The organism is Sebaldella sp. S0638 (genome assembly GCF_024158605.1).
In the GTDB taxonomy this organism is placed as follows: Bacteria; Fusobacteriota; Fusobacteriia; order Fusobacteriales; family Leptotrichiaceae; genus Sebaldella.
Window position 1 is genome coordinate 1 of sequence record NZ_JAMZGM010000015.1, and the last position, 15,998, is coordinate 15,998.

19 protein-coding genes are annotated in these 15,998 nt (G+C 31.9%); 18 read left to right on the top strand and 1 reads right to left on the bottom strand.

Features of this window, described 5'->3' with window-relative positions; translation table 11 throughout:
* Nucleotides 1–9: 9 nt before the first annotated feature.
* Both NK213_RS20625 and NK213_RS06245 read left to right on the top strand, forming a co-directional pair.
* Nucleotides 10–108, top strand: a complete 99-nt coding sequence (locus NK213_RS20625; RefSeq protein WP_371926382.1) for an IS3 family transposase — start codon at nucleotides 10–12, stop codon at nucleotides 106–108.
* A gap of 112 nt (nucleotides 109–220) precedes the next feature.
* Nucleotides 221–712, top strand: coding sequence for a MarR family transcriptional regulator (locus NK213_RS06245; RefSeq protein ID WP_253347943.1), 492 nt, complete (start codon nucleotides 221–223; stop codon nucleotides 710–712).
* Between the two features lie 174 nt (nucleotides 713–886).
* Here the strand turns inward: NK213_RS06245 and NK213_RS06250 are convergent, their stop codons facing one another.
* Nucleotides 887–2,200 (bottom strand): PTS sugar transporter subunit IIC, encoded by a 1,314-nt coding sequence (locus tag NK213_RS06250; protein WP_253347945.1) that lies wholly within the window; start codon nucleotides 2,198–2,200, stop codon nucleotides 887–889.
* 371 nt (nucleotides 2,201–2,571) lie between these two features.
* Between NK213_RS06250 and NK213_RS06255 the strand changes: the two genes are divergently transcribed.
* From NK213_RS06255 to NK213_RS06330, 16 genes are all read left to right on the top strand, one after another.
* Nucleotides 2,572–3,411: a transporter substrate-binding domain-containing protein gene (locus tag NK213_RS06255; protein WP_253347946.1), complete on the top strand. Its 840-nt coding sequence runs from the start codon at nucleotides 2,572–2,574 to the stop codon at nucleotides 3,409–3,411.
* Between the two features lie 172 nt (nucleotides 3,412–3,583).
* Complete coding sequence (locus NK213_RS06260; protein ID WP_253347947.1) at nucleotides 3,584–4,372, top strand: amino acid ABC transporter permease; 789 nt, start codon at nucleotides 3,584–3,586, stop codon at nucleotides 4,370–4,372.
* Between the two features lie 4 nt (nucleotides 4,373–4,376).
* Nucleotides 4,377–5,117, top strand: a complete 741-nt coding sequence (locus NK213_RS06265; RefSeq protein WP_371926380.1) for an amino acid ABC transporter ATP-binding protein — start codon at nucleotides 4,377–4,379, stop codon at nucleotides 5,115–5,117.
* Nucleotides 5,118–5,313: 196 nt separating this feature from the next.
* Nucleotides 5,314–5,928 carry a ribosome biogenesis GTP-binding protein YihA/YsxC gene (gene yihA / locus NK213_RS06270; protein WP_253347948.1) on the top strand — a complete coding sequence of 205 codons (615 nt, stop codon included), beginning with the start codon at nucleotides 5,314–5,316 and terminating at the stop codon, nucleotides 5,926–5,928.
* Between the two features lie 16 nt (nucleotides 5,929–5,944).
* A complete protein-coding gene (locus NK213_RS06275) occupies nucleotides 5,945–7,993 on the top strand; it encodes a DUF2207 domain-containing protein (protein ID WP_253347949.1) in 2,049 nt (682 codons plus the stop codon).
* Nucleotides 7,987–9,873 carry a DUF2207 domain-containing protein gene (locus NK213_RS06280; RefSeq protein ID WP_253347950.1) on the top strand — a complete coding sequence of 629 codons (1,887 nt, stop codon included), beginning with the start codon at nucleotides 7,987–7,989 and terminating at the stop codon, nucleotides 9,871–9,873. Before NK213_RS06275 ends, NK213_RS06280 begins: the two co-directional genes overlap by 7 nt.
* A gap of 25 nt (nucleotides 9,874–9,898) precedes the next feature.
* Nucleotides 9,899–10,336 (top strand): bifunctional precorrin-2 dehydrogenase/sirohydrochlorin ferrochelatase, encoded by a 438-nt coding sequence (locus NK213_RS06285; protein ID WP_253347951.1) that lies wholly within the window; start codon nucleotides 9,899–9,901, stop codon nucleotides 10,334–10,336.
* 196 nt (nucleotides 10,337–10,532) lie between these two features.
* The gene (locus NK213_RS06290) at nucleotides 10,533–10,742 is read left to right on the top strand and encodes a hypothetical protein (protein ID WP_253347952.1); all 210 of its coding nucleotides are present in this window, start codon (nucleotides 10,533–10,535) and stop codon (nucleotides 10,740–10,742) included.
* Nucleotides 10,743–10,752: 10 nt separating this feature from the next.
* Complete coding sequence (locus NK213_RS06295; RefSeq protein ID WP_253347953.1) at nucleotides 10,753–11,040, top strand: hypothetical protein; 288 nt, start codon at nucleotides 10,753–10,755, stop codon at nucleotides 11,038–11,040.
* A gap of 22 nt (nucleotides 11,041–11,062) precedes the next feature.
* On the top strand, nucleotides 11,063–11,332 hold the full coding sequence (locus NK213_RS06300) for a hypothetical protein (RefSeq protein ID WP_253347954.1): 270 nt from the start codon (nucleotides 11,063–11,065) through the stop codon (nucleotides 11,330–11,332).
* 526 nt (nucleotides 11,333–11,858) lie between these two features.
* Complete coding sequence (locus NK213_RS06305; RefSeq protein WP_253347955.1) at nucleotides 11,859–12,827, top strand: YafY family protein; 969 nt, start codon at nucleotides 11,859–11,861, stop codon at nucleotides 12,825–12,827.
* A complete protein-coding gene (locus NK213_RS06310) occupies nucleotides 12,827–13,294 on the top strand; it encodes a ribosomal protein L7/L12 (protein WP_253347956.1) in 468 nt (155 codons plus the stop codon). The genes NK213_RS06305 and NK213_RS06310 overlap by 1 nt, the downstream gene beginning before the upstream one ends.
* A 117-nt stretch (nucleotides 13,295–13,411) precedes the next feature.
* The gene (locus NK213_RS06315) at nucleotides 13,412–13,843 is read left to right on the top strand and encodes a toxin-antitoxin system YwqK family antitoxin (protein WP_253347957.1); all 432 of its coding nucleotides are present in this window, start codon (nucleotides 13,412–13,414) and stop codon (nucleotides 13,841–13,843) included.
* Nucleotides 13,844–13,988: 145 nt separating this feature from the next.
* Nucleotides 13,989–14,456 (top strand): GyrI-like domain-containing protein, encoded by a 468-nt coding sequence (locus tag NK213_RS06320; RefSeq protein WP_253347958.1) that lies wholly within the window; start codon nucleotides 13,989–13,991, stop codon nucleotides 14,454–14,456.
* Nucleotides 14,457–14,470: 14 nt separating this feature from the next.
* The gene (locus tag NK213_RS06325; RefSeq protein WP_253347959.1) at nucleotides 14,471–15,322 is read left to right on the top strand and encodes a radical SAM protein; all 852 of its coding nucleotides are present in this window, start codon (nucleotides 14,471–14,473) and stop codon (nucleotides 15,320–15,322) included.
* A gap of 104 nt (nucleotides 15,323–15,426) precedes the next feature.
* Nucleotides 15,427–15,987 carry a DNA-3-methyladenine glycosylase I gene (locus NK213_RS06330; RefSeq protein ID WP_253347960.1) on the top strand — a complete coding sequence of 187 codons (561 nt, stop codon included), beginning with the start codon at nucleotides 15,427–15,429 and terminating at the stop codon, nucleotides 15,985–15,987.
* The last annotated feature ends 11 nt before the right edge of the window (nucleotides 15,988–15,998 follow it).

Consider the following 15,998-nt stretch of genomic DNA (forward strand, 5'->3'; position numbering starts at 1 on the left):
TTAAAGCGGATATTATTTGAATACATAGAAGGTTTTTATAATACAAGGAGAACACAAAAAAGATTAGGATATTTATCTCCTAAAGAATATTTGAAAAAAATTTCATAATAGACAAGATAAATGTGTCCACATTATTGACATAAGTACAATAATTTATTGTATTTAATGTTTGTTTTTTAGTTAGATATATAATGTATATAGTAGAAATAGAGGTCTATAAATGAAAAAATTTCCTGATTTAGAAAAACTTAATATTTTAAATGAGAAATATGAGATTGTTAATCCGGATATTATGAAAGCATTCTTTGGTTTTATGGTGACAGTGCAGAAAACCAATGGGAGAATCGAAAGTTATTTGAGCCGGTTCAAAACAACAACTGCCCAGATATCTATACTTCTCATTTTATATCTGAATAATAATGAACCTGAAACTCCCGGCAGTCTTTCCAAAAAATTAGGTTTATCAGGCCCTACGATTAGTAATGTCTTGAAAACTTTAAGTCAGAAGAAGTTTATAAAAAAAATAAAAGATGAAAATGACCAGAGAATATCTAAGATATCCATAACTAAAGAAGGTTACTCATTTCTTGATGATTTTCTTCCCGGTTATTATGAAAAATATGAGCAGCTTTTTTCAAATTTTGAAAGTGAGGAGCTGCAAAGTCTGAAATTGATCTCATTAAAGCTTTTTCACAACTTGGATACTTTTTGACTTGGAAATTAAGAACAACAGTTTAGATGAGAGTAATGAAAATCCAGAATTCGCCTAATATTAACGAATTATATTATAAAAAAGGACTGGATAAAAATCCGGCCCTTTTTGCTGTATGCTAAAATTTAATATACAGCCTGTAATATTTATTCGTTTACTTTAATATAAATAATTTTAATCTGCTGTTTTTACTTCTGAATTTATTTTTTCTTCAGCAATTAATTTCTTTTCATAAAGTTTGAAAAAAGGAAAATAAATAATTGTGGAAATTGCTATATTTATAAATACCAGTATTACTGCTCTGAAATCTCCGTTTGTAGCTAGATAAGCACCTATAGGCCCCGGAAATGTCCACGGCGCAAGAGTAGAAACTCTTGATACCATATTCGCAGCCATGGCAAAATAACTCAAAAGTGCCGTAGTTATTGGTGCAAGCATAAATGGTATAATCAGAAACGGGTTCAACATAATTGGCGTTCCGAATATAATAGGCTCGTTTATGTTAAAGATTCCCGGAAGCAAAGCAATTCTCCCAAGACTTTTTAACTGTTTGGACTTGGAAAAAACCATAAGAATAAGCAGACCTATAGTACATCCTGAACCGCCTATCCAGATAAACCACTGATAAAAAGGCTCTGCTCCTATATTAGGCAGAACTTTCGCACCTGCTTCAAGAGCTGCTCCGTTTTGATCCAGAAGAATAAGCCATATTGGTCTTGCAACGGAACCTATAATTGCAACTCCGTGAATACCGCATGCCCATAAAAGAGTAACAAGGAAAACTATTACTATAACTCCTGCAGGGTGATTAACAAGGCTTATAAGCGGTTTGAAGAATCCATAAAGAAATTTATGAATATCAAATCCAAAATGTATCGAAATAATATAAACAACCACAACTACAAAGATAGTAGGGAATAATGATTCAAATGATCTTCCCACTGCTTCCGGCACTCCGTCAGGCATTCTTATTACAAGCCTGTGTTCCTTAAAAAACCGAAGTGTCTCCACAGCAAAAAAGGCAATTATAATACCTCCGAATAATCCGGCCGAACCAAGATTACTCATAGGAATTACCCATCCTTTTGTAGGTTCTGCGGCATTCTTCAATGTGAATTCCAGAAATAAAGGTATCTGCGTCATCATAAACGCAACAAGAGCAAGTGTTCCTGCTGATACTCCGTCCAGATTATAAGATTTTGCCAGATAATAAGCAATATTATATGTAGCAAAAACAGCTATAATCCCCATACTCAGTCTGAATACCAGTGCAAAGTTCATTCCATATTTATTGGCATAGTCTATTGATTTTAAAAATGCAGGGCTAAGCGGCGGAGAAGCAAGTATCAGAAAGAAACTTCCCACTATAGTAAGAGGAATAGTAGATATCATACCGTTTCTTACTGCTAATAAGTGCTTTTGATTTGCCAGCTTTGACATAGGCCCCATAAGGGTTTTTTCCATGAAACTAAAAAAATTATTTCCCATTCTTTCTCCTCTCTAAAAATTAAATTCATTATAATATTACTACATAAAGTGTAAAATAGCAAATTATATATTATATATTGATTAATACTTGACATTTACGAAAATATCAGCTATCATTATTTAATAACAATAGAATAAAATTAGGTTTTTATAGAGGTAGCGGTGAAAATCAGTAATATGCGGAGCTGGCAGGCTGGGAAACATATGAAAGGTAACCATCGCCGAACGTTGTACAAGGGCATGAGTACAATGTGGGGTCAAAGAGAATATCTTTGTCACTCATCCGCTTGGATGGCACTATTAAACAACTATATATAAACAGGTTGTCATAATAGTGAACAACCTTTTTTTATATAATCAAGGAGGAAAATATGATAAAGAAAATCAATTTACTTGCTCTAATATTTATGCTGATGATATTAACTGCCTGCGGAAAAGGCGGAAGCGAAGGGGGAGCAAAAAAAGAAAGCAATGAATTCAGAGTGGGAATGGAATGCGGTTATGCCCCTTTTAACTGGTTTCAGAGTGATGACAGCAATGGCGCAGTAAAGAATTCAAGTAACGGATACTGCGGCGGATATGATGTGGAAATAGCTAAGCTAATAGCAAAAGAATTAGGAAAAGATCTTGTAATAGTACAGACTGACTGGGACGGACTTCTTGGACCGGCATTACAGTCAGGTAAGATAGATGCGGTAATAGCAGGAATGTCACCTACTGCAGAGCGTAAAGAAAGTCTTGATTTTACTTCACCTTATTATAAGTCTGATCTTGTAGTAGTAGTAGCTAAAGACGGAAAATATGCAAATGCAAAAACACTCGATGATTTTGACGGTGCCAAAATTACAGGACAGCTGAACACACTTCACTATACTGTAATAGACCAGCTGAAAGGCGTAAAGAAACAAACAGCAATGGAAAATTTCCCTGCTATGATAGTAGCTCTTAATTCAGGAAAAATAGACGGTTATGTTTCTGAAAGACCGGGAGCGATGGCAGCAGAAACAGCAAATCCTAATTTGAAATATATTACTTTTGAAAAAGGAAAAGGTTTTGAATATTCAAATGAAGAAGTGGACGTAGCTGTGGGACTGAAAAAAGGAAATACAGAGCTTAAAGAAAAGATAGACAAAATTCTTGCAGGAATTCCTGAAGACCAGCGTCAGAAAATAATGGAAGATGCTATTAAGAATCAGCCGTTGGGAAATTAGTATTATAAACTGCTTATATATAGAACCGTAATAACTTCGGACAGATATAAAAGCTTCGGCACTAACAGTGAAATTTTATTATTTAACATTAAACAAGTTAAGCGTACCCTGAAAAATTAATATTCCCAAAGACAGTATTTTTGGGGATAAGGGTACTGGAAAGAGGGAGAGTATGTTTTTAGCAGCAGATGGTACCAGGACTTTTTTAGGCTGGGTTGCTTTCTTTATAGAAAAAAACGGCAGTCAGTTCGTAAGCGGAACTATGACTACACTTTATATTTCATTAACAGGGACTATTGTGGGATTTTTTATCGGATTATGTGTAGCTCTTGTAAGAGAAGCATATATTGATGAAAAAACACCTGCAGCGAAGAAATTTTTTACTAAGTTTTTTCAGATTATAATAAAGATATATGTGGCTGTCTTTCGGGGAACACCAATGATAGTACAGGCAATGGTCATATATTACGGGCTTCCGCAGCTTATGAAGATTAATCTAGATCCTATACCTGCAGCATTATTAATAGTATCGATAAATACCGGATCTTATATGGCAGAGATTATCAGAGGCGGAATCGACTCTGTGGACAAAGGTCAGCTGGAAGGCGCACAGGCAATAGGAATGAGCCATTTTCAGACTATGAAATCTATCATATTTCCTCAGGCAATACGTAATGTACTGCCGTCTATAGGAAATGAGTTTATCATAAATATAAAAGATACATCGGTTCTAAACGTTATCAGTGTTACCGAACTCTTTTTTACTTCAAAATCACTTGCCGGGACATACACACGTTATTATGAAGTGTTTATAATAACAAGTGTGATATATTTCTTCCTTACATTTACAATTAGTATGATACTAAGATTCGTAGAGAAGAAAATAGATGGTCCGAAGAACTTTGAAATAGCGGAAACTATTGAAAAAGAGCTTGAGAGCAATTTGTTGGAAGAGAGGTAATAGTGTGGGTAATGAAATTATAAAAATAGAACATTTGAGAAAAGATTTCGGAAGCCGTTGTGTCCTGAAAGATATTAACTTTACCGTAAAACCGAAAGAAGTGGTATGTATAATCGGTTCTTCGGGAAGCGGTAAGTCTACACTGCTTCGCTGCATAAATCTTCTTGAGAGACCTACAAGCGGTGAAATTCTTTATCATGATAAAGATATAACAACAGGAAAAATGTCACTTGCTAAATTAAGATCAAAAGTGGGAATGGTTTTTCAGCAGTTTAACCTTTTTAATAACCTTAGTGTTTTGGAAAATTGTGTAATAGGACAAATGAAAGTTTTGAAAAAAAGCAGAAAAACAAGTGAAAAGGTAGCAATGGAGTTCCTTACTAAAGTAGGAATGGAAAAATTCATAAATGCAAAGCCGAGTCAGATATCAGGAGGTCAGAAACAGAGAGTTGCCATAGCAAGAGCATTGGCCATGGAACCGGAAGTTCTTCTGTTTGACGAGCCTACATCGGCACTTGATCCGGAAATGGTCGGGGAAGTTCTGAAAGTAATGAAAGATCTTGCACAAAGCGGACTTACAATGCTTGTGGTGACACATGAAATGGGATTTGCACAGGAAGTTTCAGACCGTGTGGTATTTATGGATCAGGGTGTTATAGTGGAAGACGATAAACCTGAAGTTATATTTAACAATCCTCAGCATAAAAGAACACAGGAATTTTTATCGCGTATGCTGAATAAATAAAAGTAAAATATTTTTCAAATAAAGAAAGAGACAGGGAAAACAATGGTACCTGTCTTTTTTATTGTCTGTTTACGGCAATTGTCCGAAAACAATATATAAACTATGTGATTTTAATTTCAGTGTATGATATAATATAAAAGAAATTTTTATAAAAACTAAACATTTAATATGCGGTATAAATTAGATAGGAGAATAAATGAGAATAAAAAAGACGGATTTTATAAAATCAGCAGTTGTGATAAATGATTATCCAGAGTCCACAGAAATAGAGTTTGCATTCATAGGCAGATCCAATGTAGGGAAGTCATCTTTGATTAATTCACTAACAAACAGAAGAAATCTGGCAAGAACCAGTAAAACGCCGGGACGTACCCAGCTTATAAACTTTTTTGACGTAAATGAGGATTTTTACTTTGTGGATCTTCCGGGATACGGGTTCGCGAAAGTTCCAGAAGCTGTGAAGAAAAACTGGGGGAAGTTAATTTCGGATTATCTGAACAGTGACAGGGAGAAAATAGTTTTTCTTCTTTTGGATATAAGAAGAGTACCTTCTGGTGATGACATAGAGATGCTGAAATGGCTGGAGCATTATGATATTAATTATTATATTATATTCACAAAAACAGATAAGCTTTCAAATAACCAGAAATTTAAGCAGCTGAAAGAGATAAAAAGAAAACTGGAATTTAATAATAATGATGTATTTTTCTATTCAGCCCTAAAAAACACAGGGCGTGAAGAACTGGAAGAATTTATTTTTGATGAAAGAAAAAAAGCAGGAAAGACGGGATTGAAGAGGACGTTAGATTAGAAAACAGGAGTGGGAAATGAAGAAAAGATTCTTTTTACTATTAGCATGTATATTTCTTTTTGTATTTACAACGGCAGTTTCGGAAGTTCGTAATTCAGATACACAAAACAGCGGGACAAGAGAGAGTTCGCATAATTATACAGAAGAAGAATATGAGAGAAATTATCAATACAAAGAACATATAAAGAATATGGCCGTAAATATTCAGATTAATAAAGACGGTACTATTACAGTAAACGAAGAAATAGATTATTTTTTCTCATCGAGAAAGCACGGGATTTACAGAGATATACCCGTTTTCTATCTAGGAGGAGCAAAAGGAGATATTTCTGTAAAAATGAATTTTATAACAAGAAATGGTCAGCAGGAAAAATATAAAAAGACATATGAAAAAGGTATTATGAGATTCAAAGTGGGTAATGCCGGATCATATGTTTCGGGCATGAATAAATATGTATTGAATTATACCGTATTTGACGCTGTAACCCGAAAAGGGAATAATATATATGAGATAGACTGGAATGCAATAGGGCAGAGCTGGTCTTATGATATATTAGACGGCGAGGTAAATATTTTTTTTGAAGATAATGAAAAAATATTTTCTAAAGGAACAGATATCCTGATATATACAGGTGTTTTTGGCGCAAAAGAAATGGATTACCGTTATATAACGGAACCTGATCTTATAAAAATATCAACAACGAAAATATTGAAAAGTAATAACGGTCTCTCGTTTTTTTTGAACTTTGAGACAGATAAAATTCATATAAGTCTTTTGAAAAATTTAGAGGGCTTTATGTATAGAAATGAGCTTTTATCTTTTTCACTGGGATTTTTATTGCTGTTTCTGCTGTTTATACCTCTGAGGCTTCTGACTCTGGGGAGAAAGCTTGAAGCAGATGAAACTACATATGGAAAAGTACCAAAGGAACTTTCGCCAATGCTTATGTCATTTTTGAAAAATAATGAAAAAATTGAAAATATAATAAGTGTAGGAGTTTTTTCATTAATATCAAAAAAACACCTTGTACTGCATCCGGAAGTAAGTGATGATGCATATGAGCTGCTTGATTCAGGAGAAAAGCTTACAGAAGAAGAACGGGCTTTGAAAAGTGCATTGGAAAGACAGAAATTTGGTCAGAAAGATATAGAAATCATATTTGAGGATAAAATAAATACTCTTTTGAAAGAGAGCGACCTTAACCTTGATAATGAAAAACTGGAAAAACTGAAAAAAACACTGGAAAATGAGGGGAAAAACAGAAAAATAAATAAATTTTCAAATATTCCTGAAGAATATTTCTATAATTTTCAGAATAATCTTAAAAGAATGCTGAGAGAGAAAAAAACAGCAATGATAAAAAAAGATAATTCCGCTATTATTTTCCTGATATTTATAACTGGTCTTATAGGATTTTCTTCATATAAAATAGGGTATATGTTAACAAAAGATATAGGCGGAGGAATTGGAATAGGTGTAAATATTGCCATATGGACAATGGTAGGTTTGACAATGTACGTTCTCGGAGATCCGCCAAAAAGAATCTGGATATGGGGTGTAGCGATAGGAGTATTAATGTTTATTGCTACTCAGAATGTATTTATCCTTGTAATATGGTGTATATTCGGGTATTTATATAATAAATATGTAAATCTGAAACGCCGTTATACCGAATACGGAACTGGTATAAATTATGAGATGGAGTATATAGAGTCTGAGATAAATAATTATAAATCAGATGTAAAGGATATTTTCAGCTCAGAAGAAATGAACAGATATATAGGTAAAATATATCCTTATATGGCAGCAGCAGATATGACGTACAGTATGGAAAAACTAGCTGATGTAATAAAAGAAAATAATTATGTATCATATGATGAAGTCAATAATAATTTTAGAAATACATACAGACATAATACTGTAAAGAGTTATGTATTAAGATCATATAACAGTTCTGTAAACCATCATTCAGCTACTTCTGACAGCGGAGGCGGAAGCAGCAGTCATTCTTCCGGAGGTTCTTCAGGCGGCGGTCACGGCGGCGGGGGTGGCGGAAGTTGGTAAAGAAGAATGGATTTTACCAGTTTTTTGCTAAAAATATGATATTTATAAGTTTTTTCATGTTTATTTCTGCGTTTATTGTCGGTGAAACTGATATTTCCAAAGAGATAACGGGATATTATGAAGTAATAAATGATTATAATGTAGATATTTCCATTATGGATAACGGTTCACTTTTTATAAAAGAAGAAATAGAGTACTATATTTCCAGCACTGATAAACACGGGATTTATAGAAATATTCCGCTCAAGCAGAAAAATAGAAATGCTTTTGGAAAAAAGATACTTATAAATGAAGAAGCTATTTTGCGTAATGAGAAATCCGAAGATTATGAAGTAAACAGAAAGTATAATGAGATTGTATTTAAGATAGGGTCAAAAGATAAATATCTGAAACCGGGAATTCATAAATATGAAATAAATTATATAGTAGAAAATGCAGTGAGTAATAACAGAAAAAAAGCAGAACTTTATTATAATGTTATTGGTCAAGAATGGAACATGGATATATTACAGGCAAAGGTAAAAATCCATTATGAAGATAACAGAAATTTTCTTGCTGAAGAAACAGAAACATTAAAAATTTTCACAGGGAAAAATGGTGAAAGAGGTAATAATTTTATTTATAAAATAAATCAGGATAATATAGAGATAAATACACAGAAAAAGCTGAAAAAAGGTGAAGGTATCACAGTCAGAATGGATTTGATACCTGAAAATGTAAAAATGTCACTATTAGACAAATCAAAGCTTTTTTTCAATTTGAACTGGGAATTTTCTGTTCTGGGAATAATGTTTTTGCTATTGAGCTGTTATACCTTGATTGTAAGGCTGATAATCGGCAAGATAAACAAATATTCAAACTGTGAAGAAGTCAGGAGTCCGCCGAATGACATGTCTTCTATGATGATATCTTATATAACCAAGAATCAGAAATTTGATAAAATTTTTACTACAGGAATATTAATGCTGTTTTCCAAAGGATATTTGTCTTTGAAATATGATGATGAAAACAAAATGATATATTCAATGGAATCATCGGAAGAATTCCTAAATAAAGAGGAAATCATACTGAAAAATCTTCTTGCAGATGAGCAAGACGGGCAAATAGAAAACATAAGCAGTATAGACAGAGAAAAATTATATGAGACATATAAAAGGATAAAAGAAATACTAAAAACAGAATATAAAAAAATTTATAACCCGCATATATATTATATTTCATTTCCGATATCAATATACATATTTACAGCCAAGACGATGCTCCAGCCTAATCTGATGCCGGATATATTTATAGCAGTGATAGCAGGCCCGCTTTTAGTATTAGTGTTAAAGAATATTACTTTTGAGGGCTTTGAAAAATCATTGGGAGTTGTAATATTTGTAGCAATAGTAGTTATATTTGCTTATCCTGAAATTCTGTTTTTAATGATAATGCTTGTATTATTAGGAGTATATTTGCGTTTTTTTATGCCTTATATTGAAAGGTACAGCGAGTATGGCAAAAAAATAATGGAGAAAACAGCTGGATTCAAAAAATATATAAAAAGAAGAAATGAAGATACAATAAATACCTTTGGGGATACAGGTTCCCATGAAAAGGAAGCGATACAAGAATTTCCTTATGTTTTGTCATTCGGGCTTGAGGAAAATTATATTGATATTATGAAAAAAAACAATGACGAGAGAAATGCAATCTCTAAAGCTGTGTCGATTTTAGGGGTTTACTATGCTGTATACTCTGTAAGCAGAGCTTTATCAAAAAGTTATTTTTCAATGAACAGCAAAAAGATAATAGATAATTTTGTAAACAGCACTTTTTCAGATGACAGCGGCGGAAGCAGCGGAGGCGGCCACGGCGGCGGGGGTGGCGGAAGTTGGTAAAACTCATAAAACCAAAGGAGGAGAAATGTTTTTTCCTGTATGTATAGATATTGAAAATAAAAAATGTCTTGTGGTAGGCGGCGGAAAAATAGCCTATAAAAAAATAAAAACCCTGTCCAGATATAATCCGGATATAACAGTTATAGCTGAGGAAATAAAAGAAGAAAAAATAAAAGAAATAGAGAATATAAATATAATAGAGAAAAGATTCTCCGGTGAGAATCTGAAAGAATACATGCTTGTGGTAGCAGCAACGGATAATAAAGAGTTAAATGAAAAAATAGCTGAATTCTGTATTAATAATAATATCCTTGTAAATAATATAACTTCCAAGGAGAATATGAATGCACGTTTTGGTGCGATACTGGAAAACGAAGACTATCAGATACTGGTTTCCAGCCACGGTAAAAACTGTAAAAATTCTAAAAATCTAAGAGATAAAATTAAAAATATAATAAAATAAATTATATTTTTACGTATAAACTGGTTGATTTTTAGAAAAACAATCTTATGAAAGTTAAGTAATTAAAGAAGTAAAAATTAAAGAAAGAAAAAAGAGTTGACAAAATCCAAAAAAATGCTAAAATTTAGTAGAGGAATTTATAAAATACTGAAGTTTTATAAAATAAAATTTAACAGATGAACATAGGAGGAGAATTATGAAAAAGTTAATCATTACTGTATTAATGGCGTTAAGTGTTATGTCTCTGGGAGCTAAGAAAGTAAAAGCTGAACCGGAAATGCCAGATGTACAGGCACAGATGGAAAAGGCCGATAAAATCGAAAGTTATAGAGCTAAAAAAGATGTAGCATGGCATAAAACTGAATATAACAAAGTACTTAAGTACTTAAATAAAACAAGAAAGTAAGGAGAATTTTATGAAAAAGATACTATTAGTTTTTTTAGTGGGAACAATGGCTTTTGCGGCGTATAGTGCAGAAGGTGATGTTCAGGTGACTAAAGCTGTTGAAGATAGCATAACAAAAGATTATGATCAGGACGGAGTATACTCATCATATGAAAAAGCATTAAGAAGATCTCAGGAATCAGTGTATGTAACATTACCTGAAAAAAGAGGTTACTGGTATACTATGCTTGACAGAATCAAAGCTGAAGAAGAAGAATTGATGCCGGATGAACAGGCAAGAATGAGAAGAAAAAGATAAGAAAGACAAAGAGGAGAAAATTATGAAAAAATTTGGAATTATAATGACTTTATGTGTATTTGCAGGGATTATGGCAAGTGCAGCTCCTACTTATGAATATAGAAGAGAGTTAAGAGAAGGAGCAAGAGGGAAGTGGACTAACCTTAGACAGCATTTAAACAGCGGTCAGAGATTAGAAAAAGAATTAACTAAGGTGGACAAACAAATAGATAAAAAAGTAGCCGAAATACAGGAAATAGAAGATCTTCTATTTAGAATCGAGCAGTATAAGGCAGAAAATAATATAAGATAACTTTATATATTTGGTTAATTATAAAAACAGCTTAACGGCTGTTTTTTTTTGAAAAGAAATTTTTTATACGTAGAATTAATTTTTATTGTAATAGTTATCCGACAATTTATACATAACTATTTCTAAGAGTAATTATGCATTTTATATTTGGCAACATATTTTGGAAAATTATATATTGATAAAGTTTTGAATTCAGACAGGAATTATTCCAAGTGTATTTGAATTTTTTATAATGTTATACATAGTATTATTTTAAAGAGAAAAATTTCAAAATAAATATATGTAGTTTATAAAAAATTTAATTATACGGGGATAAGTTTATAGGGAGTTGGAAACTGGAAAAGTATCTTTATAAATTTATTGGTAATTTTAATAAAATCAGTTCTTTTCAATTGTAATAATAAAGAATTTTTGTTATACTCAGATTACATAGTTAATATAAACAATACCAATTTCTTTCAGATAAATATTTAAGTAAATTAATTTTCTTTATAAAATTTTGAAGATTAATAAGACAGGGGGAAATATGAAGACAGACAGGATCTTGAACATACTATATTATTTGAATAGATATAAGAAAGTGAGCGCTAAAAGACTTGCCGAAGAATTCGAGGTATCACAGAGGACAATATATCGTGATCTTGATATACTGGAAAGCATGGGAATACCAATTGAAAGAAAAATGGGATTTGAAGGCGGAATAAGTATTATAGAGAATTTTAAGCTGGAAAATATAAATTTTTCAAAATCAGAACTCACAAGAATAATATCAATATTAAATAATTACTATTATAAAGACAGTAAAACCAAGCTTCTTATAGAAAAATTCAAAAATATAATTTCTGATAAAGAGATGGAAGAACAGAGAAAGCTGGATTATTTTAAAATAGAAGAAGGCTATCTTATGCATAAAAGAGAAAAGGAAAATATAACATCTCTAAAGAAAGCCATTGAAAATAAAAATATAATAGATGTAAAGTATATAAGCGGTGAAAATGTAATAAGCCAGAGAAAGCTGGAACCTTATATTATCTTAATTAAAGGCAACTCGGTATATTTATTTGCCAATTGTCTTCTCAGAGAGGAACTGAGAGTATTTCGGGTATCAAGAATACTGGAAATAGAAATTACAAATGGGAAATTTACTGAAAATCCGGAAATTACAGAAAAAATATATTCTCAAAAGGAATTTTTTAATGACTGTATGAATGATGAAGTAATACTAAAGTATAAAAAGAATTTTTTTGAAATAGCCAAGTTTTTTCTGAATAATTACAAAGTGCTGGATATCAAAGAATGGGAAAAGAAATATAATAATGTATACGAAAAGGAACATATTATTATAAAATTAAACTGGAGAATAGACAAATGGTTTCTGGAATTTATACTGAGTCTGGGCGATAATGTAGAAGTATTGGAACCGGAAGAACTGCGGAGCGAAATCATGGAGAGAGTAAAAAATATGTATATGATGTACATGAGAGAGGATAAATAATGGGGATATTTGATTTTTTTAAAAAAAAGACAGATGTGGAAGAATATTATGAAAAAAGAGAGAAAGAAAAGAAAAAAGAAAATATGAGACACAGCGAATTCAGCGGTTATACAGAAATTAAGGATAATAAAATTACAGGTTTAGAAAAAATATCTCTTAATACAGAAGGATTAAATGAAATTCTCAGAGGAAATTACAATAAAATAGAAAAAATAAAACTGGTACGTGAAAAAACAGGAATGAGTCTGAAAGATGCAAAAGAAACAGTCGAGAGAAGCGAGGACGGAATATTTCCAGCTGAAAAGAATTATACAGAAACCGTGAAAGAATCTGTAGATAATACTTTGATATTAAATGAAGTCCTTAATTCAAGTATGTCAATAATTGAGAAAATAAAAAGAGTAAGGGAAATAACAGGTTTAGGCTTGAAAGATGCAAAAGAACTCGTGGAAAAACATGAAAGATAATATTTTTAAAACAAAAATTATGAAAAATTAATAAATTTATAAATAAAAAATATGGGAAATCAAACTATGATATACTATACTATAGTAGTACAACAAAAATAATTATGAGGTGATTTTATGAAAAAAATACTACTCGTTTTTTTGTTTCTTTTTGCAGCAGCAATAGGTTTTTCGTATGAAAGTACAGGTCTAAAAGTCTATGATGAATTAAATTATAAAAAAGGAACTTTTATAACTTATGTAGATGAAACTGGTGCACCTGTAAGTGACAAGCTTCTGGCTAAGTCTTATAAAAGAGCATATAAGCAAAAAGATGGTGTAAAAGTAATAGCAGACTTTTATATCTCTACAAATACACCTGAATTGATCTATCAGACAGGTAAAAATAATGTGGTACAGGGATTATTTGTAAAGTATTATGAAAATGGAAACATATATTCAAAAGGAACATATAAGGCTGGAAAACCTGACGGAGACATTACATACTATGATGAGAACGGCAATGTGGAGCAGGTAGATAAATATGAAAACGGAGAGTTAGTAAAATAATTTGTAAAAATTCCCCATAAAACGGGGGATTTTTTTATATAAAGATACAGCAGAAGTTTATTTTAAAGTTTTTTAGATATATGACATACTATTGTCATAATAAAGATACTATAATTAAAGAAAATAAATCAGGAGAGTGATATTTATGAAAGCTGTAATAAAAGAACTGCCGGAGATAACAATATACGGAAAAAAAACAAAAGATGTAAGTCCTGAAACAGTGGGAAACCTTATAAAAGAATGGGTAGATTTCTTTGAAATAGTTAAGGGGAAATATAATCCGGAACATATGAACAGTTACGGACTTTCGGATAATATGAGAATGGAAGCTGAATTGTTTGATTATACTATAGGTATGGAAAAAGAGTCATATACAGAAATTCCAGAAGGATTCGAAGAAATAACTCTTCCTGCGAATAAATATGCAGTTTATACTTTTAAGGGGAAAATAGGCGGAGAGAATGTAAGTAAGTTTATAGAGGATATTTATATGAAATGGATGCCGGAAGAAAAGCTGGAATACGGGGGAGAATACAGTTTTGAGTATTATGATGAGAGATGGGAAGATGATTCCGATAATTCTGAATTTGATATTTATGTACCGATAAAATAGATAACAGGGGAAATATGGATATAAAAGATGAGATAGAATATATAGAGGCTAAAACACTTCTTACCAAAAATAAATATAAGGAAAAGTGGTTTGGTGCGGATTATAACCTGAATATATACAAAGGATGCAGTCATGGCTGCATCTATTGTGATTCAAGAAGTGACTGCTACAGAATAGAAAATTTTGATAAAGTAACGGTAAAAAAAGATTCGCTTCACATTTTGGAAAAAGAATTAAAAAGCAAGAGAGTAAAAGGAGTAGTATCTACAGGGGCGATGAGCGATCCTTATAATCCTCTTGAAGATAAAATGAAACTAACCAGAGAGAGTCTCGAGCTGTTTTATAAATATGGATGGGGTGTGGATTTGACCACAAAGAGCGACCTTATTATGCGGGATTATGATATTTTAGGGAAAATCTCCATATTTTCACCTATATGTATAAAAATGACAGTTACTGCTGCTGACGATGAGACTGCCCGGATAATAGAGCCTAATGTTGCTGTGAGTTCAAAGAGATTCGAGGCAATAAAAAAACTTTCGGATATAGGGATATTTACAGGGATTCTGCTAATGCCCATTCTTCCGTTTATAACAGACAGTATGCAGAATATTTCCGACATTATAAGACTGTCATATGAAAACGGAGCAAAATTTGTATACTTTGGCGGCGGTGTGACATTAAGACAGAATCAGAGGGAGTATTACTTCAAAAAGCTTGATGAGCATTTTCCGGGACTTAAGAGTAAATATATACGCATATACGGAAATAAATATTTTTGTAATATATTAAATATGAAAGATATGTACAGTTTTTTTAAGGCAGAGTGTAAAAATACGGACTTCTATATGAAATGCATGATATAATAAGAGAATATAAAAGTAACGGCATAAAAGGAACGTTATTTTAATATTTATGATACTAAACAGACAGGTTCTTTACAGGGACTGACAGCAGAAGGGAGATTTTTATGAAAGAAATAGTCAGATGCGGATGGGCAAATAAGGATTCTGAAAGAGAATACCATGATAAAGAGTGGGGAGTAGCTTCCCATGATGACTCATATATGTTTGAGATGCTTATACTGGAAGGTTTTCAGGCGGGATTAAGCTGGATAACAATTTTAAATAAAAGAGAAAATTTCAGAAAGGCCCTTGATAATTTTGATTATAACAAAATAAAGGATTATAAACAGGATAAACTGGATGAACTTCTGAAGAATGACGGAATTATAAAGAATAAACTAAAAGTTAACTCAACTGTGATAAATGCAGAGTCTTTTATAAAAGTACAGGAAGAATTCGGCTCATTTTCAAATTACATATGGGGATTTGTAGATAATAAGCAGATAGTAAACAAATGGAAAGAAATCAGCGAACTTCCCGCTAAAACAGAATTATCAGACAGAATAAGCAAAGATATGAAAAAACGTGGTTTCAAATTTGTTGGTTCCACTATTATTTATTCATTTTTACAAGCTGTGGGAATAATAGACGATCATTTGGTAACATGCAGTTTTAAGAAAAAATAATTTCCTTTTAT